The organism is Paenibacillus sp. MBLB1832 (genome assembly GCF_032271945.1).
GTDB lineage: Bacteria > Bacillota > Bacilli > Paenibacillales > NBRC-103111 > Paenibacillus_E > Paenibacillus_E roseopurpureus.
On record NZ_CP130319.1, the window covers coordinates 581,861 to 599,935 of the forward strand.

The 18,075-nt window shown below is 49.8% G+C and carries 19 protein-coding genes and 1 pseudogene; 15 read left to right on the forward strand and 5 right to left on the reverse strand.

Going from position 1 to position 18,075, the window contains the following annotated elements:
* The first annotated feature begins 79 nt into the window (after positions 1-79).
* The 4 genes from purM to purD all read left to right on the forward strand — a co-directional run bounded on the left by purM (position 80) and on the right by purD (position 5,057).
* On the forward strand, positions 80-1,120 hold the full coding sequence (gene purM / locus MJB10_RS02725; RefSeq protein WP_314801526.1) for a phosphoribosylformylglycinamidine cyclo-ligase: 1,041 nt from the start codon (positions 80-82) through the stop codon (positions 1,118-1,120).
* On the forward strand, positions 1,120-1,731 hold the full coding sequence (gene purN / locus MJB10_RS02730) for a phosphoribosylglycinamide formyltransferase (protein WP_314801528.1): 612 nt from the start codon (positions 1,120-1,122) through the stop codon (positions 1,729-1,731). The genes purM and purN overlap by 1 nt, the downstream gene beginning before the upstream one ends.
* A 450-nt stretch (positions 1,732-2,181) precedes the next feature.
* Positions 2,182-3,729, forward strand: coding sequence for a bifunctional phosphoribosylaminoimidazolecarboxamide formyltransferase/IMP cyclohydrolase (gene purH, locus MJB10_RS02735; protein WP_314801530.1), 1,548 nt, complete (start codon positions 2,182-2,184; stop codon positions 3,727-3,729).
* Positions 3,730-3,797: 68 nt separating this feature from the next.
* Positions 3,798-5,057: a phosphoribosylamine--glycine ligase gene (purD, locus tag MJB10_RS02740; protein ID WP_314801531.1), complete on the forward strand. Its 1,260-nt coding sequence runs from the start codon at positions 3,798-3,800 to the stop codon at positions 5,055-5,057.
* A 122-nt stretch (positions 5,058-5,179) separates the two neighbouring features.
* Here purD and MJB10_RS02745 read toward each other — a convergent pair whose 3' ends face one another.
* On the reverse strand, positions 5,180-5,308 hold the full coding sequence (locus tag MJB10_RS02745; protein WP_314801533.1) for a hypothetical protein: 129 nt from the start codon (positions 5,306-5,308) through the stop codon (positions 5,180-5,182).
* Between the two features lie 94 nt (positions 5,309-5,402).
* Here MJB10_RS02745 and MJB10_RS02750 point away from each other — a divergent pair, with 94 nt between their 5' ends.
* Together MJB10_RS02750 and MJB10_RS02755 are read left to right on the forward strand one after the other, a co-directional pair.
* A complete protein-coding gene (locus MJB10_RS02750) occupies positions 5,403-6,323 on the forward strand; it encodes an N-acetylmuramoyl-L-alanine amidase (protein WP_314801534.1) in 921 nt (306 codons plus the stop codon).
* A gap of 92 nt (positions 6,324-6,415) precedes the next feature.
* Positions 6,416-7,216, forward strand: a complete 801-nt coding sequence (locus MJB10_RS02755; protein ID WP_314801536.1) for a DODA-type extradiol aromatic ring-opening family dioxygenase — start codon at positions 6,416-6,418, stop codon at positions 7,214-7,216.
* 15 nt (positions 7,217-7,231) lie between these two features.
* On the opposite strand, the gene MJB10_RS02760 is transcribed toward MJB10_RS02755, so the two are convergent.
* Positions 7,232-7,642, reverse strand: coding sequence for a thiol-disulfide oxidoreductase DCC family protein (locus MJB10_RS02760; RefSeq protein WP_314801538.1), 411 nt, complete (start codon positions 7,640-7,642; stop codon positions 7,232-7,234).
* Between the two features lie 159 nt (positions 7,643-7,801).
* On the opposite strand from MJB10_RS02760, the gene MJB10_RS02765 reads away from it, so the two are divergent.
* Together MJB10_RS02765 and MJB10_RS02770 are read left to right on the forward strand one after the other, a co-directional pair.
* Positions 7,802-8,062, forward strand: coding sequence for a metal-sensitive transcriptional regulator (locus MJB10_RS02765; protein WP_314801540.1), 261 nt, complete (start codon positions 7,802-7,804; stop codon positions 8,060-8,062).
* Between the two features lie 26 nt (positions 8,063-8,088).
* Positions 8,089-8,478 carry a rhodanese-like domain-containing protein gene (locus MJB10_RS02770; protein ID WP_314801542.1) on the forward strand — a complete coding sequence of 130 codons (390 nt, stop codon included), beginning with the start codon at positions 8,089-8,091 and terminating at the stop codon, positions 8,476-8,478.
* A gap of 46 nt (positions 8,479-8,524) precedes the next feature.
* Here the strand turns inward: MJB10_RS02770 and MJB10_RS02775 are convergent, their stop codons facing one another.
* Together MJB10_RS02775 and MJB10_RS02780 are read right to left on the reverse strand one after the other, a co-directional pair.
* The gene (locus MJB10_RS02775; protein WP_314801544.1) at positions 8,525-8,896 is read right to left on the reverse strand and encodes a DUF2512 family protein; all 372 of its coding nucleotides are present in this window, start codon (positions 8,894-8,896) and stop codon (positions 8,525-8,527) included.
* Positions 8,897-8,971: 75 nt separating this feature from the next.
* Positions 8,972-9,436, reverse strand: a complete 465-nt coding sequence (locus tag MJB10_RS02780; RefSeq protein WP_314801546.1) for a ferritin-like domain-containing protein — start codon at positions 9,434-9,436, stop codon at positions 8,972-8,974.
* Between the two features lie 113 nt (positions 9,437-9,549).
* Here MJB10_RS02780 and MJB10_RS02785 point away from each other — a divergent pair.
* Positions 9,550-9,797: pseudogene (locus MJB10_RS02785) on the forward strand (TSUP family transporter); the annotation flags it as partial.
* Positions 9,798-9,901: 104 nt separating this feature from the next.
* A complete protein-coding gene (locus MJB10_RS02790) occupies positions 9,902-10,999 on the forward strand; it encodes a DUF3048 domain-containing protein (protein ID WP_314801548.1) in 1,098 nt (365 codons plus the stop codon).
* 316 nt (positions 11,000-11,315) lie between these two features.
* On the opposite strand, the gene MJB10_RS02795 is transcribed toward MJB10_RS02790, so the two are convergent.
* On the reverse strand, positions 11,316-11,933 hold the full coding sequence (locus tag MJB10_RS02795; RefSeq protein WP_314801551.1) for an aminotransferase: 618 nt from the start codon (positions 11,931-11,933) through the stop codon (positions 11,316-11,318).
* A gap of 248 nt (positions 11,934-12,181) precedes the next feature.
* On the opposite strand from MJB10_RS02795, the gene MJB10_RS02800 reads away from it, so the two are divergent.
* From MJB10_RS02800 to MJB10_RS02820, 5 genes are all read left to right on the forward strand, one after another.
* Positions 12,182-12,472: a YerC/YecD family TrpR-related protein gene (locus MJB10_RS02800; RefSeq protein WP_029198698.1), complete on the forward strand. Its 291-nt coding sequence runs from the start codon at positions 12,182-12,184 to the stop codon at positions 12,470-12,472.
* 145 nt (positions 12,473-12,617) lie between these two features.
* Complete coding sequence (locus tag MJB10_RS02805) at positions 12,618-13,430, forward strand: sirohydrochlorin chelatase (protein ID WP_314801558.1); 813 nt, start codon at positions 12,618-12,620, stop codon at positions 13,428-13,430.
* A gap of 22 nt (positions 13,431-13,452) precedes the next feature.
* The gene (locus MJB10_RS02810) at positions 13,453-14,367 is read left to right on the forward strand and encodes a diacylglycerol kinase (RefSeq protein WP_314805456.1); all 915 of its coding nucleotides are present in this window, start codon (positions 13,453-13,455) and stop codon (positions 14,365-14,367) included.
* A 79-nt stretch (positions 14,368-14,446) separates the two neighbouring features.
* Positions 14,447-15,937 (forward strand): 23S rRNA (uracil(1939)-C(5))-methyltransferase RlmD, encoded by a 1,491-nt coding sequence (gene rlmD, locus MJB10_RS02815; protein ID WP_314801560.1) that lies wholly within the window; start codon positions 14,447-14,449, stop codon positions 15,935-15,937.
* Between the two features lie 566 nt (positions 15,938-16,503).
* Complete coding sequence (locus MJB10_RS02820) at positions 16,504-16,683, forward strand: helix-turn-helix domain-containing protein (RefSeq protein ID WP_314801563.1); 180 nt, start codon at positions 16,504-16,506, stop codon at positions 16,681-16,683.
* Positions 16,684-18,075: the final 1,392 nt, after the last annotated feature.

The window sequence follows — 18,075 nt, forward strand, 5'->3', positions numbered from 1 at the left end:
CAGAGACAGAGATAACTAAAGAGAAAACGGGGGTCTAGTGACCTCCCCATACATAGACAAATCGAAGGAGTGTTGCTCAGTGTCGGATGCTTACAAACAAGCTGGCGTCGATATCGCGGCGGGGAACGAAGCAGTAGAACGGATGAAAAAGCACGTCAAACGGACATTCCGTCCTGAAGTGTTAACGGACCTCGGAGGCTTCGGCGGGCTGTTCAGCTTGAACAAAGACAAGTATGAGGAGCCAGTACTCGTATCGGGTACGGACGGCGTAGGCACGAAGCTGAAGATCGCTTTTGCCATGGATAAGCATGATACGATCGGGATCGACGCGGTTGCGATGTGTGTGAACGATATTATCGTTCAAGGCGCAGAGCCATTGTTCTTCCTTGACTATCTGGCTTGCGATAAAGTCATTCCAGAGAAAATTGAAGCGATTATTAAAGGGATCGCCGACGGTTGTGCGCAATCTGGTTGCTCACTCATCGGTGGTGAAACGGCGGAAATGCCTGGCATGTATGCACAAGGGGAGTATGACATTGCAGGCTTTACGGTTGGAATCGTCGACAAGAAAAAGATCATCGACGGAACAACGATCCGTCCTGGAGATGTCGTGCTAGGACTAGCTTCCAGTGGTGTGCACAGTAACGGGTTCTCGCTTGTGCGCAAGCTTTTGCTAGAAGATAACGGGTATACCCTTCAAGGGCATGTGGAAGAGCTTGGCGACAAGCTTGGTAATGTGCTTCTGGAGCCAACGAAGTTGTATGTGAAGCCAGTTTTGGCTATGTTGGAAGACGTAGCGATCAAAGGGATGGCGCACATTACAGGTGGCGGTTTTATCGAAAATATTCCGCGGGTTCTGCCGGATGGCGTGAACGTGGATATCCAATATGGATCATGGCCGATCCTTCCGATTTTCTCCTTGATGCAGCGTGTAGGTAACATCACGAACAATGATATGTTCCGCACGTTCAACATGGGAATCGGGATGGTTGTCATCGTAGCGGCTGACGATGCAGAGAAAGCGATTGCTGCAGCAGAAGCGCAAGGCGAGAAAGCATACCGTTTAGGTGTAGTAACAGAAGGCGAGCGTGTGGTTACGTTCCAAGGAGCTGACGTGTAATGCAGCCTTATCGCATTGCGGTTATGGCTTCGGGCAGCGGCTCGAATTTCCAAGCTATCGTAGATCAGGTACAGAAGGGGAAGCTTGATGTCAGCATCGAGCTTCTTGTCTGTGATCGACCGAATGCGTTCGTTGTTGAACGCGCTAGGGAAGCGAAGGTGCCTGTGTTTGTTTTTAATCCAAAAGAGTACGAGAGCCGTGAGGCGTATGAAACGCTTGTGTTGAAAGAGCTGCAGGATCGCCAGATTGATCTGGTCGTCATGGCAGGTTACATGCGGATCATTACGAATGTGCTAGTTGAGCCGTTTTTCGGGCGGATGATTAACATTCATCCATCGTTGTTGCCGTCGTTCCCTGGCGTGCGCGCAGTGGAGCAGGCCGTGGACTATGGCGTGAAGCAGACCGGCGTCACGGTGCATTTCGTCGATGGCGGGCTGGACTCCGGCCCGATCATTGCGCAGCGTGCCGTGGAGATCCACGAGCACGAGACAGCCGATTCGCTCACGGAGCGAATCCATGCGGCTGAGCACGTGCTGCTGCCGCAGGTCGTGCGGTGGTTGCGCGAGGGCCGCGTGAGCATCGACGGCCGCAGGGTGAGCGTGCGGCTGTAGGGAATGATGGATTGCTGGCTCTAGCAGCACTATCCCAATGGCTCAGGTCAACCAGCATCTCGGTGGCTTCTGAGTCCAGGGGATAATGCACCATGCTGGCTCTAGCAGCACTATCCCAATGGCTCAGGTCAACCAGCATCTCGATAGCCTCTGAGTCCAGGGGATAATGCGCCATGCTGGCTCTAGCAGCACTATCCCAATGGCTCATTTCAACCAGCATCTCGATAGCTTCTGAGCCCAGGGGATAATGCCCCATGCTGGCGTTAGCACCACAATCCCAATGGCTCAGTTCAACCAGCTTCTCGATGGCTTCTGAGTCTAGGGGATAGTGCCCCATGCTGTCTCAAGGGTGTTAAGGTACTTGGTACGGCGAACGGAAACCATCATTTTCATATTAATGAACTTATATCTTTCACATACAATAATTCCATTCCCTAAGGAGGAAGCATAGTGGCAATCAAAAGAGCACTGATCTCCGTTTTTGATAAGACAGGCATCGTTGAGTTCGCAAGCGAGTTATCGAAGCTGGGCGTTGAGATCATTTCCACAGGCGGTACGCTAAGTTTGTTGAAGGAGAAAGGAATACCGGTGATCGGTATTTCCGAGGTTACAGGGTTCCCGGAGATCATGGATGGACGTGTGAAAACACTTCACCCGAACGTGCACGGCGGACTTCTGGCTGTTCGTGACAACGAGGAGCATCAAGCAAGCATGAAAGAGCTTGGCCTTTCATATATCGATCTGGTTGTCGTGAATTTGTATCCTTTTGCCGAGACGATTGCGAAACCTGATGTGACGTACGAGGATGCGATCGAAAACATCGATATCGGTGGACCGACTATGCTTCGTTCCGCAGCGAAAAATCATGCTTTCGTTTCCGTGATCGTCGATACGACGGACTACGCGAAGGTGTTGGAAGAAGTACAAGAGACAGGCGATACTACGCTCGAAACGCGTAAACGTCTAGCAGCCAAAGTATTCCGTCACACTGGCGCGTACGATGCGTTGATCGGCGAGTACTTGACTGGTCTGCAAGGCGAGCCTTACCCTGAGCGTTACACTGTGACGTATGAGAAAATGCAAGAGCTTCGTTACGGGGAAAACCCGCACCAAAGCGCAGCGTTTTATCGCACGCCGAATGCGGCTGCTGGCAACATTACAACGGCTGAACAATTACACGGTAAAGAATTATCGTACAACAATATTAATGACGCTAACACTGCGCTACAGATCGTTAAGGAGTTCAGCGAGCCTGCGGTTGTTGCCGTGAAGCACATGAACCCTTGCGGTGTAGGCATCGGCACGAACGTGCTGGAAGCTTACACGAAAGCGTACAACGCAGACCCGACGTCCATTTTCGGCGGAATTGTGGCTGCAAACCGTGCAATCGACGAAGCGACAGCGCAATTGCTGCATGAGATTTTCTTGGAAATCGTGATCGCGCCGGATTTTACACCAGAAGCACTTGAGATTCTAGCTAAAAAGAAAAACATCCGCCTACTCAAAGTAGCCGGTTTGGATACGATTGCTGGCCGTACATCCTCACCAGTAATCACAACAGTCGAAGGCGGTATGCTTGTTCAAGCGAGCGACGCTTACCAACTGACAGAAGCGGATCTGAAAGTCGTTTCCGAGCGTCAACCGACGGCGGAAGAGATGAAGCAGTTGCTTTTCGCATGGAAAGTAGTTAAGCACGTTAAATCTAACGCCATCGTACTTGTGGCTGACGATATGACAGTGGGCGTGGGCGCTGGTCAAATGAACCGTGTCGGCGCAGCGAAAATCGCGATTGAGCAAGCTGGCGACAAAGCGAAAGGCTCCGTCCTTTCGTCCGATGCGTTCTTCCCAATGGGCGACACGCTCGAAATGGCAGCAAAAGCAGGTATCACAGCGGTGATTCAACCGGGCGGCTCCATTAAAGACGAAGAATCCATTCGTGTAGCGAACGAAAATGGCATTGCCATGGTCATGACAGGTGTTCGTCACTTTAAACACTAAAACAATGAGAATGCTCACGATTCGTTAGGGGACCGTGGGCATTCCCCATGAGAGGGGTTTCCGACACAATGCGTGTATTAGTTATTGGACGAGGCGGACGCGAGCATGCGATTGTATGGGCGCTAAGCAAAAGCCCGAAAGTCAGCAAATTGTTCTGCGCACCAGGGAACGGCGGGATTGCCGGTTTAGCGGAATGTGTGCCGATTACGGAACTGCAGTTTGAAGAGATCAGCACATTTGCTAAGGAACAAGCGATTGATTTGGTTATGGTAGCGCCAGATGATCCGTTAGCGGCAGGTTTGGTCGATCATTTGGAGTCCAAAGGCATTGCAGCCTTCGGTCCTCGCGCTAACGCTGCGATCATTGAAGGCAGCAAAGTGTTTATGAAGCAGCTGCTTAAGAAATACAGCATCCCAACGGCGGCTTATGAGTCTTTTGATGCGTATGAGCCGGCTCTTTCTTACTTGCGCACACAAACGGCGCCAATCGTTATAAAAGCAGACGGCTTAGCTGCTGGTAAGGGCGTTACGGTTGCGCAAACGATGGAAGAAGCGGAAGCTGCGCTGAAGGACATCATGGTTGGTCAGGTATTTGGTAAATCTGGTGCGAGCGTCGTCATCGAGGAGTTCCTGACCGGACAAGAAATGTCCTTGTTGGCCTTCGTTGATGGTTCAACGGTGCGTTTGATGGTACCTTCGCAGGATCATAAGCCAGTTTTCGATAACGATAAAGGACCAAACACAGGCGGAATGGGGACGTACTCACCACTGCCGCATATCCCTGAGTCCATCGTGCAGGAAGCACTCGTGAACATCGTTCAACCTACAGCTGATGCAATGGTAGCAGAAGGCCGCCCATTCAAAGGCGTGCTGTATGCGGGTCTGATTTTAACTCCGAACGGTGTGAAAACGATTGAGTTCAACGCGCGCTTTGGTGATCCGGAGACGCAGGTGATTTTGCCAAGATTGAAAACGGATTTGCTGGATATTTTCCTCGCGATCAACAACGGCACGTTGGCTGAGCAGCCGATCGAGTGGAGTGACCAAGCCGCTGTTTGCGTCATCGTGGCTTCGCCAGGGTACCCGGGCAACTATCCAAAAGGATTGCCGATCACAGGCCTTGATCAAGTGCAGGATTCCCTTGTGTTCCACGCAGGAACTGCAGTAGAGAACGGGCAAATCGTCACGAACGGTGGACGTGTGCTCGGGATTACGGGCCTTGGCAAAGACATCATCGAAGCACGGCAGAAGGCGTATGCCGATCTCGATCGCATCCATTTTGAAGGCAAGCACTATCGTACAGATATTGCGATGAAAGCATTGAAATAGATGTAGGTTGGAACAACAATAAACACAGTCCTCTTTAGAAGCGATTACCCGATTGGGCTTGCGCAGCGGGGGCTGTGTTTTTTATTTGATGGCGTGGGTTCTATTAAATACATGTTTTCCATCTATTTCTTGTCCCAGCCACGGATATACTTGCTTCTGTTCTTGTAGACGAAGAAACATGCGAGCAGGACAAGAACAACAATCGAAATCGAAAGCCAATGGTCACTAAGATAACGCCAAAATGTTTGCATAGGGAACCTCCCATATATGGTTGAGCATGGTAATGGTAGTGTCGTGATGTTAGGTTGTTTTTATACAGATGCATGAGGAAAGGGGATAAGGATGATGGTTAAAAGAGTGCTGCTCACAGCTTTGCTTCTAGCTGTGAGTATCGGGGCGGCGGCTTGTGGGTCCAAGCCGCCGTCAACCGCGGAGCTGACGCCACCGACAGCGACAGCGACTGCGTCGGCCCAGCCGAGTCCGGCAGCCGCGCCTGCCGCTGGTGTGGCGGCGCCAACGGCTGCGGCAGCTGCGCCCAGCCCGACCACGGCAGCCGCCGCGGTAACGGCGCCCGCCGCCACGCAGGCTGCCCGGCCTGCCGCTGCGCCAACGCCGAAGCCGGGCGCATCGCAGCGCCTCGTGATGATCGACCCTGGGCACCAACGGGTCGGCAATAACGAGCCTGAGCGTGTCGGACCCGACACGCGGGAGACTAAGCCCAAAGTCAGTTCGGGTACCGCTGGCGTCCGCACGCGGAAACCAGAGTATGTGCTCAATCTGGAGGTTTCTCAGCTGCTCAAGGCGGAGCTCGTGCAGCGCGGGATTCACGTTGTGATGACGAGGGAGACGCACGACGTTGACATCAGCAATAAGCAACGTGCGGACATGGCGAATGACGCAGGCGCAGCGCTTGTTGTCCGCATTCATGCCGATGGCGATAGCTCGCCTGGCACGAAGGGTTTTTCGGTGCTGTATCCGTCAGCCGCGCAGCCCGCGGTGAAGCCAATTGCCGCGGCCAGCAAGCAAGCGGCAGCCCTTCTCCTTGCTGGCTTGCAGCAAGCAACGGGCCAGCAGGGACGAGGCCTTTCAGCGCGAGACGACCTGAGTGGATTCAACTGGTCGAAGGTGCCTGTCACGCTCGTCGAGATCGGATTTATGACGAATCCAGAAGAGGACGAGCTCATGTCGCAGACAGCGTACCAGAAGAAGCTGGCGGCAGGCCTAGCGGATGGGATCGAGGGGTATCTGAAAGCGGTGGGACGGTAGGGAGCCCTGCGGCAGATGTTATGGTTTTATTTTCACAGAATCGAGAATAATGTAGATAATTGGCAATCATTTGCTGGATGGGAGAGGATTGGATGGTGATGCTGCCTTCGTTGTTTATCGCGCATGGCGCGCCAAGCTTGGCGATTGAGGAACATGCGTATACAGAGTTTCTGCGGCGGTTAGCGGTGTCACTTCCTACTCCCAAAGCGATCGTCCTTTTCAGCGCACATTGGGAAAGTGATGTTCAGAAGATAAGCGCGGCCATTGAGCCAGAGATGCTGTATGATTTCTACGGCTTTTCGGATGATCTTTATGACATGGAGTATCTGGCCAAAGGGGACCTCACCCTCAGCCTGCATATTCAGCAATTGCTGGAGCAAGAGGGGATTCGCTGTGAAATGGATGACAGGCGGGGCTTGGATCATGGTGCTTGGGGACCGCTTTCGATCATGTATCCCGATGCGCGTATCCCCGTGGTCACGATGTCCGTGAATCCGCGGCTGGCAGCGGAAGAACATATTCGAATTGGCGCGGCTTTGGGCTCTTTAAGGCAGGAGCAGGTGTTGATTATTGGCAGCGGCGGGACCGTGCATAATTTGCGCAAGCTCGATTCTAACAATCCCGTCCCGCAGCTGTGGGCGGTGGAGTTTGACGAATGGCTTGCGGAGCAGCTGGAGACATGGCATGTGGAGGCGCTCATTCGATATGACGAAAGGGCACCGCATGTCGGGTTGGCGGTGCCGACACCAGAGCACTTCATCCCGCTGTTAATCGCCTTCGGGGCGGGGGAAGCTTCGCGGAACGCGAAACTGCTGCATCACAGCTTCCAGCTGGGTACGCTGAGTTTATGCTGCTGGATGTTCGGCCGATTCAAGGAGTTTCGGAAAGCGTAGCCCTATGACGGCTCACTAGAGGAACCGAGCCTTATGCTCTGGCTTCGGTAGCATGCAGTGCTCGGTTTGGCCGAACCAGCGGTAGCGATTTCGCGCGACGAAGCTGTAGCCGAAGTTGCGGATCGGAGCTGGAATGATGATGGCTGCGGAGGCCAGTGGCCAAGCACCCCGCAGACGGCGGGCGATCCGCAGCGCAGCCGTACTGCGCGTATAAGCACGATCCCCTTCGATGAGCACGATGGTGCTTAGTCGATCAAGGGGCTGTTGATGCTGGGCAAGCAGCCGCTGTCCAGTTTCGGACTGAAGAGGAGCGAAGTGAAACACGCCCTTCGGGTCGTTTCGCAGGATGAACTGCACGGCACTACTGCAGAGCAAGCACACGCCATCGAACAAAATAACAGATGTATGATCAGTGGGATTCGACATAAGTGTCTCCTTTGGCCCGCACAATTTCAAATAAAACTATCTCTATTATACGTCAACGTCCTATACAGCAACACAGGTATCCTCTCCAAGATTCCATATTGTTTTTATGTGTTCCATGGGCAATAATATACCTATACAGGTATAGGGGGAAGGCCGTCTATGATATACGATGGGGATATGAAGAAACGTTTAAAACGTATGGAAGGCCAGATTCGTGGAATTCTGCGCATGATGGAGGAAGAACAGGATTGTAAAGATGTCGTTAGCCAAATTTCTGCTGTGCGCAGTGCGGCTGATAAAACGATTGCTACAATCGTTGCTGTCAATTTGGAGAATTGCATTTTGGAGGAAAAAGAAGCGGGTAGAGACACAAGCAAGATGGTCAAGCAGGCTGTAGAATTGTTAGTTAAAAGTCGTTAATGCGTGCTTAAGAAAAGAGGCAGGTCATGGATAGCAAGTTGATTTTCAATATCGTGGCGTTAGGTTTTATTGTTTGGTTCTTCTATTCTCGTTTTGCAGGGGTCAAAGGACTGCGTGATCTTTCGTCTGAACAACTGCAAGAAGCTTTGGCATCGGACAACCATAAGATTGCCTTGATCGATGTGCGTGAGCCTGGCGAAGTGAAGCAAGGCTACATTCCGGGAGCGGTTAATATCCCATTATCTTCACTGGGGAAAAGAGTGGCCGAAATTCCTAGGGATCGTCAGATTTATCTCTACTGCCGCAGTGGTATGAGAAGCAAGCAAGCCGCGAGAATTCTCCGGAAACATGGTTTTAGCGAGCTGTCCCATTTGAAGGGTGGGATAATGTCCTGGAAAGGGAAGCAAACACAATAAGGAAAAAAGTCATTAGCCTATTGGTAGGTTAATGACTTTTTTTTGTTCATTCATGGAAGCTGTGCCGTCCGATGCGGCCTCTGTCTTTTTGAAAATAAGCATGGAGGAAGAACTCGATCACACCAAAAGCAAGCGCGATGATCGTCATATCCGTAAACGATAAGGACCAGTCGAAGAAATGTCGTTGCACCAGCCAGAAATAGGCAAATGTTAATAAAATATCGGCTAGTACAGCGGCTATGTTATTCGTTAGTCTTAAAAACAGTTGATCAACAGCGATATAGGTAACGAGGGAAAACGTATACGTAGCAGAAAGGGCTCCCATAAATGTAGTATCCGTAAGGTACATCAAGATGGGAACAAGGATGATGCCATTTATCAAGAGTTTTAAGAGTAACTTCCCTAACATGGACAACATGGTCTCGCCTTCTTTCATTCAAGGTATGCAGTACTGATCTTAATATGGCTTTTGCATCCTTGAACTATGCTTCTTCTACCGATTCAAAGCAAACAAATAATTATACTTGCTGGCATGCTTGAGCTCATCCAAGATAATACCATAGACTGTATCTTTATAGATGCCGTAAGGGAGCCCAAACCAGATTTTGCGGTATTTCTCTACCGCGGACAATTCACCCTGGAGGGCTTTTTGAATACCTTCTGAATACGTCCGTACGGGCGAATACTGCTCATCGCTAACTCCATAGACCTCGTGACCAGTCATTTCTCGGTACATGGCTCGGAACATGGCATTATGACTGCGTTCATCATTACGTATCGACGTGATGATGGCCGCCTGTTCAGGGGAAGGTGCAAGCTTGATCAGTTCCTCATAGAACAATTCATCGTTTCGCTCGTCTTGGACGGAAGTTTGGATCAAATCTAAAGCTTGCTGATATCCTACCTGCCATATAGGTTGAAAGGTGTTGCGGTAATCATACGGATAGGTCCAATACATGGGGTAATCCTCCATTGATGTATTTTAGATTAGCATATGTGTGAAAGCCCACTTAGGTTCGATAGTGGGGGAATGTTAGAGAAAAGGGGTTGACGAAAAGCACAAGTTTTATTACACGTGTAGCGATTGCTTCCTCCCTAGCCATTACATTTATCTCCTCCATAGGTTCTACTGCTGGCAAAGTAGCAGGAGGACATATGCTAGTTGTTCCATCGATTTTATGGTTATTGCAAGTACCATCGCAGCTCCGATTGGGGCTAAAATCAGTAAGAAATTAAACGCCAAGCTGCTTCAATGGATATTGGCCGCACTCATTGTGGCAACAACGATTAAAATATGGATGGATATTTTAAGTAAGTAGTTAAAGTGAACACAACACAGGTCAGTATCGTCGCACCTCGATGATTCTATTAGTCAGCTCGCTAGCATATACTGGCGGAGTACACTAGAATCAGAGAAAATGAGGTGTCTACGTTGAAACGATTGCAGACTGTATCCCATAGAAAATTTCTTAGCCTCACAACTATACTCGGATGTACGTTGATGCTGGTCACGGCATGCAGCAATGAGCAAGGAGCTGCGCCAACAGCAAGCCCTACCCCGCAAGCGGCTAGTGCAACGGCGAACGTGACACCTACGCCAGCGACCCAACCGGTGATTGCGCCAGCGGAAGTCCCGACAGGATTCAAATTTCCTTTGACGGGGTTACCCGCCGATCACGAGGTGAAAAGCAGGCCCTTCATGGTCATGGTAGAAAATGCGCCGCAAGCGCGCCCCCAAACAGGCCTCGATCAAGCGGACATCGTCTATGAAATCCTCGCCGAGGGCGAAATCACGAGATTCGTATCGGTGTACCAGAGTCATGCCGCCGCAATCATAGGGCCAGTGCGCAGTATTCGCCCTTATTTTGTGGAGATTGGCGATGCGCTTGACGCGATTATTGTACATGCTGGCTGGAGTCAGGATGCGATGGATATGATGGCTGGCCGCAATTTGGCCCATCTTGATGAGGTTTACGGCGACGGCGCTTATTATTGGCGATCCACAGACCGTAAGGCCCCGCACAACCTTTATACCTCTGTGGATAAAATGAAAAAAGGCGCCGAGGCGCGCAAATTCCGCACCGAATGGAATGGCCCCTTGCTCACGTTCGCCAAGGATGGCAGCGTGCTGTCGGGCGCACCCGTTCAGTATATTCAGATTCCCTACCTCATGGGGTATTTCGTTTCGTATTCGTATGATGCGGCTGCAGGCGTGTATAAGCGCAGCATGGAGGGCAAGCCGCACCTCGATAAGGAGACGGGCAAGCAGCTCGAGACGAGAAATCTGCTGGTGCTGGAGAGCAAGCATCAGATCATTGATAAAGAGGGCCGCCGCATCGTGGACGTGTTCGGGCCGAACAAGGGCGTGATTTTCCAAGAAGGCAAGTCGCAATCCATCACGTGGGAACGCAAAAACGGCCTGCTCCGCGCCTACGCCAGCGATGGCAAGGAAGTACCGCTGCTGCCAGGCAACACGTGGGTACAGATCGTACCAGAGGGAACGAAGTTAAAGATGGAGTAGGAGGTGGGGATCCTGCAATTGTGCAGGATTTTTGCCCGAAATGGAGCGATTTGGGCTAAATTAATGCAAATGTACAGCAATTTAGTGAGGAAATGGCTATTTTCCCGCACAGGGAAGAAAAATGATGTACAATCGCAGCAATTGCCTCAGAAGGAGCGAGTGTCTGGAAAATTGATGTACTTTTGCAGCAAGTGTGGCAGGGGGCAGACGCCCCGCAGCCTCAAAAAGGACAAAACAGCGGCATTATGCCGCTGTTTTGCCCGTCGAGGTACTATGTCCTGTAAAAGTTGTTTCCTGAGGTATCTACAATCTACAATTATCTGCGCTTGTGCTTCGCTATTCTTGCTTTGCTACCGACCTTGCTGCCACCTTTGCGTCTTCGGGCTGAGCGGGATTTCTTGCGGCGTTTCCGTTTCGGACGGTACACTTCTTCTTCATCGTCTGAAGCCACTTTGCCTTTTCCGATCGAACCGAAGAGGGTTTTCACCATAGGTGCCATTTGCTGAAAGGTCGACATGAACTTCTGCACTTTGCCCATTGTGCCGATGATGCCGTCAATGCCGCCCATCCGCTCAACGAAGCCAGAGATTTGCTTCATATTGATGTTGCCAAGCGGGTTCGATCCGCCAGCACCACCGCCGCCAAGGAGATTACTCAGGAAGTTGCCACCGCCACCACCGCCAGCTCCGCCGCCGCCCCCGAAAAGGCCACCGCCAGCATTACCGCCGCCACCACCGAAGAAACCGCCACCACCACCGCCTGCAGGAGGGCCACCGAAGAAACCGCCGCCAGCACCACCGCCCGAGAATGGATTGCCGCCGCCTAACCCTGGATATTGACCGAAGCCTTCACCTGGCAGGGTTAAGCTCCGTGTTTGAACTTCAGGCTGAGGCTGATTACCGCCATTACCAATGATTTGTCTTTGGTTAGTCACTAGGATTCACGATCCTTTTTATCAGATTTACTCCTACAAGATATGTCACTTGCCTACCTTTGGTATGGACGAATGTCACGGGTCATGGGGATTTATCATGGTTTTGTCATTGTTTAGCCAATTAACGCATAGAAATTTTAACGTTCTGCAATCCTAAAGGAAGGAATTACCCAGGACGTGTCGAATGATACACAGGAGCTTAGAGAACCTATGAGCTAACATGCATTTTTACCGGGAGTTGACAGCAGATGCAATTAAAAAAATTAAATGATAAAGCCATAGACCAGCTTTTTGAAGCCGTATTGACACTGAAGGATATTGAAGAGTGTTACGTCTTTTTCGATGACCTGTGTACCGTTAATGAAATTCAATCACTTTCACAACGCCTTGAAGTTGCTCGCATGCTGCGTAAGGGATGTACGTATAATCAGATCGAAGCGGAGACAGGTGCTTCCACAGCAACCATTTCGCGTGTCAAAAGATGCTTGAACTACGGAAACGATGGCTACGTGCTGACCTTGGATCGTTTAGGACGTTAAATAGTTAGCAGGCCCCCAAAAAATCCTGTATTACCTCGTGTAATGCGGGGTTTTTCCTGTTTGAGCGGGGCTCAAATTGACATGGGGGAACACATTCGGTAGCATAGGAAGATAGGCTTAGTACGTACGGGTGGGGGAAGAACGGATGAGGAAATATGGTGTGCTGGTGATTAGCCATGGATCACGCGATGAAGGTTGGGTCGGGCTCGTGGAGGATGCCGTGAAAGCGGTGCGGATGCCAGTGAATGTACCGATCTATGCGTCATATCTGGAGCTCGTCGAGGGCAAATTGATACAAGATGGTATCGACAGTTTGCAAAATGAAGGCGTGACCGACATCATTGTCGTTCCGCTGTTCGTGTCCTCTGGGAGTACACATATCGATGAAATCTCCTACGCGTTAGGCGTCATTGATGAGCCTGTGCTGGAGACGGATTTAGAACCATTTGACATTCGGGCACGGATTCATTTTACGTCACCGATTGACGACCATTCGGATATTGCAGACATTTTATATGACAAAATCAAAGGGCTTTCGGTTTCGCCACGGGAAGAAGTTCTGCTTCTGGTAGGGCATGGGAGCAAGGAAGATGGCTTCCACCAGAAGTGGCGCCAAGGTCTGGAGCTGCTCGCGGCGCGAGTGCAAGAGCTAGGCGGCTTCGCCAAAGCGGATATTGCCATGCTTTTGCCAGATCAGCTAGGGGAGAAGATGGCCTGGTGGACGCGGGAAAAGCCAGATTACACCGTAATTGTTGCGCCGCTTTTTCTCAGTGAAGGTTATTTTACATCGCGAGTTATTCCTTCCCGTTTGGAAGGGTTCACGTATAAGTATCAGGGACAGGCATTGCTGCCAAGTCCTTTAATTTCCAGATGGATGGAGAAGCAGATTGCTTCCGCATTGCCAGAAGATGAACAGGGGATGAGAAACGTTGGTCAAACGAGCAAGATTGATCTATAATCCGACTTCAGGCCGGGAAGAAATGAAGAAGAGATTGCCCGAGATCCTCCAACGCTTGGAGCGCGGGGGCTTTGAAACGTCCGCTCACGCGACCATCGGTGAAGGCGATGCGACACTTGCGGCGGCCGAGGCGGTCAGACGCGGGTTCGATTTAATTATCGCCGCGGGGGGCGACGGTACGATCTGTGAAGTGGTGAACGGCATGGCCGAAAAGGAAGGCAGGCCGCCGCTGGGCATTTTGCCGCTGGGGACGACGAACGATTTTGCCCGTGCGCTGGGCATTCCGAAGAATCTGGAGTACGCCTGCGACTTGATCATCCAGCAGTATGCCACTTCGATCGATGTGGGCAAAATCAATAACCGCTACTTCATCAATATCGCCGGCGGCGGCTCGATGACCGAGCTGACGTATGAAGTTCCGAGCAAGCTCAAAACGATGATCGGACAGTTGGCCTATTATATGAAGGGGCTGGAGAAGCTGCCTAGGCTGAAGCCGATTGACCTGTATATTAAAGCAGGCGATCGCGAGATGCATGAAGAGGTCATGCTTTTCCTTGTGGGTAATACGAACTCCGTTGGCGGATTTGAGAAGCTGGCACCGGAAGCGAATATGAATGATGGTCTGTTTGATGTGATTATCCTGAAAAAATGCAACCTCGCTGAGTTCATCCGAATCGTGACACTCGCGCTGCGCGGCGAGCATTTGAGTGATCCGAACTTGATTTATTTTCAGACTAACCATATCGAAATTAACTCCCCGGACTACGTCCAGTTGAATCTCGACGGTGAGTTCGGCGGGACATTGCCTTGCGTGATGACGAATTTGAAAAGCCATTTGCAGGTGATCGTGGATGAGTCGGGGCAGTCGATTTATAAGAAGAAGTTTTTGGAGGCGTTGACGACGCCGTTTCAGGTGAGAGGGCATGAGCATGAGTAGGCGTGAAGAGCTGAGTGCCGAGTGCCAAGTGAGAAAAGATTAACGTGATTAATTATAGTTAGAATTAAGCGAGGGTAATATGAAAGCAAAAGGTACATCTGGCTCCGCGCCAGGTAAACATAGAGGTAGTGGGAAGTCGGGAGCTGCTGGAAGAGCGGGAAATTCGGCAGGCAACAGAGGTAAGGCGAAAGAAGTGCCAGCTTGGATGGCGGATCTGCCAGTGAAGATCGGGCAGCAAGTTGAGGCCGAGATCGTTGGGATCAGCCATGATGGTGAAGGGGTAGGCCGCGCGAACGGCTTTACCCTTTTTGTCGCGGGGGCGCTGCCAGGTGAGCGTGCGCTCGTGCGTGTGGAACATTTGAAGAAGCAGTATGGGTATGCTGCTTTGGTGGAATTGTTGGAGACGAGTCCGGATCGCGTTGCTCCCGACTGTCTGATCTATGAGGAGTGTGGCGGCTGTCAGCTGCAGCATTTGAGCTATGAGGCGCAGCTTCGCGTGAAGCGGCAGCAGGTCGTGGATAATTTGGTGCGGATTGGGAAGTTGGAAAACATCATTGTTCATCCCACGTTGGGGATGGCCGATCCGTGGCGGTATCGGAACAAGGCTCAGGTTCCTTTCGGGGAAGAGCGGGGCGGCCTCATCGGCGGATTCTATGCGCAGGGTAGCCATCGCATCATTGATATGGAGGCTTGCTTGATCCAGCACGAAGCGAACGACGAAGTCGTTGCGCGGGTGAAAGAGATCGGCTCGCGGCTTGGCATCCGCGCGTATCGGGAAGAGACGGGGACTGGCTTGCTGCGCCATGTCGTCGTTAAAGTCGGCTTCCGCACGGGTGAGATCATGGTCGTCTTGGTGACCAATGGCGCGGACATTCCGCGTGTGGACGAATGGGTTGCTGGCATTCGCGAGGCGCTGCCTGCGGTGAAGAGCATTTGCCATAACATTAATGTGAGACAGACCAATGTTATTTTTGGGGATGAGACGCGCGTCCTGTGGGGTAGCGAAGTCATCTATGACTATATCGGCGATGTGAAATTTGCAATTTCCGCGCGATCCTTCTTTCAAGTGAACCCCGTCCAGACGGAAGTCTTGTACGGGAAGGCACTTGAGTACGCCGCGCTGACAGGCGGCGAAACGGTCGTCGATGCCTATTGCGGCATCGGCACGATTTCCCTGTTCCTGGCGCAGCGCGCGGGACAGGTGTACGGCGTCGAGATCGTCGAAGAGGCGATCTCGGATGCACGTAAGAATGCCGCGTTAAACGGCATGATGAACGTGCACTTCGAGGCAGGACCGGCCGAGGTCGTCCTGCCGGAGTGGACACGTCAGGGCGTTCGGCCTGACGTGATCGTGGTCGACCCGCCGCGCAAAGGGTGCGACCCAGCGCTGCTCGCGACCATCCTCGAGCTGCGGCCGCGGCGCGTGGTGTACGTGTCGTGCAGCGCATCGACACTCGCGCGCGACCTGCGCGTGCTGGTCGACGGCGGGTACGGCGTCGCGGAGGTGACGCCGGTGGATATGTTCCCGCATACGGTGCATGTGGAGTCAGTGGCATTGCTGGTGAGGTAAGATACAAAAGGCTAATTTTGCTTTTGTACTATGGGTTTGAAAACTAACACATAAAACTGCAAAAATTCAAAATAGGTTCTTAAATCTGATTTGTTGGCAAGTTGTTGGCGAACCAAATATGTTGTTGGCAGAAAAACACTGGATATCTATGTCAGGTGTTTTTCTTTTTGTTTTCAATAAAAGTTATTGAATTAATTGTATTAGTCTTTGGTTACTGTAGATAAAACAAAAAAAGAGAATTTTGCTAAGTCAGTTAAGAATGGCATTATTTCTTATAAAGGTTTCATTGACAATTTAAATAGTAAGCGGAATTTGTTTATTTATTATTTATTTGATTTCCAATCTAATTTTGATCGAAATTTATAACTAGTATGTTATTAATTGGTGTAAATAATTTTTTTTCAGTGTTAATTAAAGTTTGAAAAAGCTTATCCTGATTGATCTGTAAGTTCTTTTGGTTACAGCCTTATTTGGTGTAAAAAAAAGATGATGATTAAAAACTATTTATCTGGAAAGAAATGCTTTTGGGATACAATGTAAATTAGTCAATTATAGGGAGGAACATTATGCAACAGAAATTAGTTCTTAGTGTTAACGAATTAGCTGAATACCTTGGGGTTTCTTTAGACTCTGTTTATGCTATGGTACGCGAAAAACAAATTCCCCATTTTAGAGTTAGAAGACGGATCCTCTTCCATCATGAAACAATTGAAACCTGGATTAGGGAATCGGTCATACTGGCATGATTGGGGTATATAAACTGGAAAATAAAGTTGTTTCAGGGACGGGGAAATTCGAGAAGTCTGGTGATGACCCCATCGTCGAGCAAAGGAGAGTAAACAAAAACCAAAGATTATCTCATGCATATCAGTGATTTGCAAGGGATAGAATTAACCGCTGAAATAGCCATTGGTGAGCTGATTGGGCTTTGTGCGGTGTTTAGCTCTTTGGTCCAAGTGGATAAACTATATATCGGTTGAAGGCGAGTTACAGTTTAGTCAGTCGGAGAACAAAGAGAATCGATAAGACGGAGAAAATTTCGAGAAAACTCCGCAGTTCGTAGCCCAAAAGGAGCTGAAACCGCGGAGTTTTTGTGATATAGAGATCGCTAGAACAGTCCTGAAATTAGATCACGATCCTGTTCAGTAATTTGCCTGTCAATTGAAGAGAGGGAGCCAGATAGTTTATCTGGTTTTCTAGAATCTCCATCACATTTTCCTGATCTATTAGTTTGGAAGAGGGCAGTTTTCACCACTGCTTCATATATGCACCAACCGTCTTAGTGATGTACTCGTCGTGACTCATAAAATCAGCTTGAGATGTACAGGTTTCGTGGTCTTACTAACGGAGCGTCCGAGCGGTATAGTGAGCGATAAGAGGCTTATGTGCTTTTTCATAGGCAATTTCGTAATCGGGTCTAATGAGGATTTAACAAGCCCAGTTCATCAGCTAAAGCCGGTTCTATCTTCGTTCAAACAGTTCTCTTGCCCCAATTTTCGAAGTGTTTCTTTTGGCTTCTACAATGAAGTTTGTGAGCAGTTTATGATTAAATGACAAATGAATCGCTCCATTAAGATGCACTATTATAATTAACTGTTTTCGTAAATATTGTTGCTTTTGGTTAGTAAAAAGAGCTTCTATTCAGAGACACGAAGTAATTTGAAGTCAGTTTCAAAATACTTTCATGAATATCTGATTAAAAAATAGGTCCTTTAAACTTAGCAAATGAAATACTTAGTTTATCATTTTACACTCTAATAAGTTGGAAATTTTATACTATGCGGAAAAATTGCCGCATGATAAAATTAGCCAAATGACATATAAACAGGAGAGTGAAAATGAAGTCCTTAACTAGAGCATTTGCAGGTTTAAGTTGTTTGATTATTCTTTTTTTCAACCTTTCTCCAGCCGTTGACGCCAAAGTTGCTGATTAATGGCCTACAGAGTGAAAAAGATTTCCGGCGATCCCACCCCCAAAGAACATGATGATTTAAAATGGGTAACGAAGGATGAGCTTAAACATTTTAAGTTCCTTCCCGCAGATATTTCTCTAGTGAATAAGATTACTGGATAACCACAATGTTCTGAAATAGTTTGTGCCAATGAGCCTAGAAAATTTGAATGTGTAATATTTATTT

What these genes read in the sequence shown, in the direction of transcription:
- purN (WP_314801528.1), top strand. Translation starts at nt 1,120, where the DNA reads ATGCAGCCTTATCGCATTGCGGTTATGGCTTCGGGCAGCGGCTCGAAT.
- purD (WP_314801531.1), top strand. Translation starts at nt 3,798, where the DNA reads ATGCGTGTATTAGTTATTGGACGAGGCGGACGCGAGCATGCGATTGTA.
- MJB10_RS02745 (WP_314801533.1), bottom strand. Translation starts at nt 5,308, where the DNA reads ATGCAAACATTTTGGCGTTATCTTAGTGACCATTGGCTTTCGATTTCG.
- MJB10_RS02750 (WP_314801534.1), top strand. Translation starts at nt 5,403, where the DNA reads ATGGTTAAAAGAGTGCTGCTCACAGCTTTGCTTCTAGCTGTGAGTATC.
- MJB10_RS02755 (WP_314801536.1), top strand. Translation starts at nt 6,416, where the DNA reads ATGGTGATGCTGCCTTCGTTGTTTATCGCGCATGGCGCGCCAAGCTTG.
- MJB10_RS02760 (WP_314801538.1), bottom strand. Translation starts at nt 7,642, where the DNA reads ATGTCGAATCCCACTGATCATACATCTGTTATTTTGTTCGATGGCGTG.
- MJB10_RS02765 (WP_314801540.1), top strand. Translation starts at nt 7,802, where the DNA reads ATGATATACGATGGGGATATGAAGAAACGTTTAAAACGTATGGAAGGC.
- MJB10_RS02770 (WP_314801542.1), top strand. Translation starts at nt 8,089, where the DNA reads ATGGATAGCAAGTTGATTTTCAATATCGTGGCGTTAGGTTTTATTGTT.
- MJB10_RS02775 (WP_314801544.1), bottom strand. Translation starts at nt 8,896, where the DNA reads ATGTTGTCCATGTTAGGGAAGTTACTCTTAAAACTCTTGATAAATGGC.
- MJB10_RS02780 (WP_314801546.1), bottom strand. Translation starts at nt 9,436, where the DNA reads ATGTATTGGACCTATCCGTATGATTACCGCAACACCTTTCAACCTATA.
- MJB10_RS02800 (WP_029198698.1), top strand. Translation starts at nt 12,182, where the DNA reads ATGCAATTAAAAAAATTAAATGATAAAGCCATAGACCAGCTTTTTGAA.
- MJB10_RS02805 (WP_314801558.1), top strand. Translation starts at nt 12,618, where the DNA reads ATGAGGAAATATGGTGTGCTGGTGATTAGCCATGGATCACGCGATGAA.
- MJB10_RS02810 (WP_314805456.1), top strand. Translation starts at nt 13,453, where the DNA reads ATGAAGAAGAGATTGCCCGAGATCCTCCAACGCTTGGAGCGCGGGGGC.
- rlmD (WP_314801560.1), top strand. Translation starts at nt 14,447, where the DNA reads ATGAAAGCAAAAGGTACATCTGGCTCCGCGCCAGGTAAACATAGAGGT.
- MJB10_RS02820 (WP_314801563.1), top strand. Translation starts at nt 16,504, where the DNA reads ATGCAACAGAAATTAGTTCTTAGTGTTAACGAATTAGCTGAATACCTT.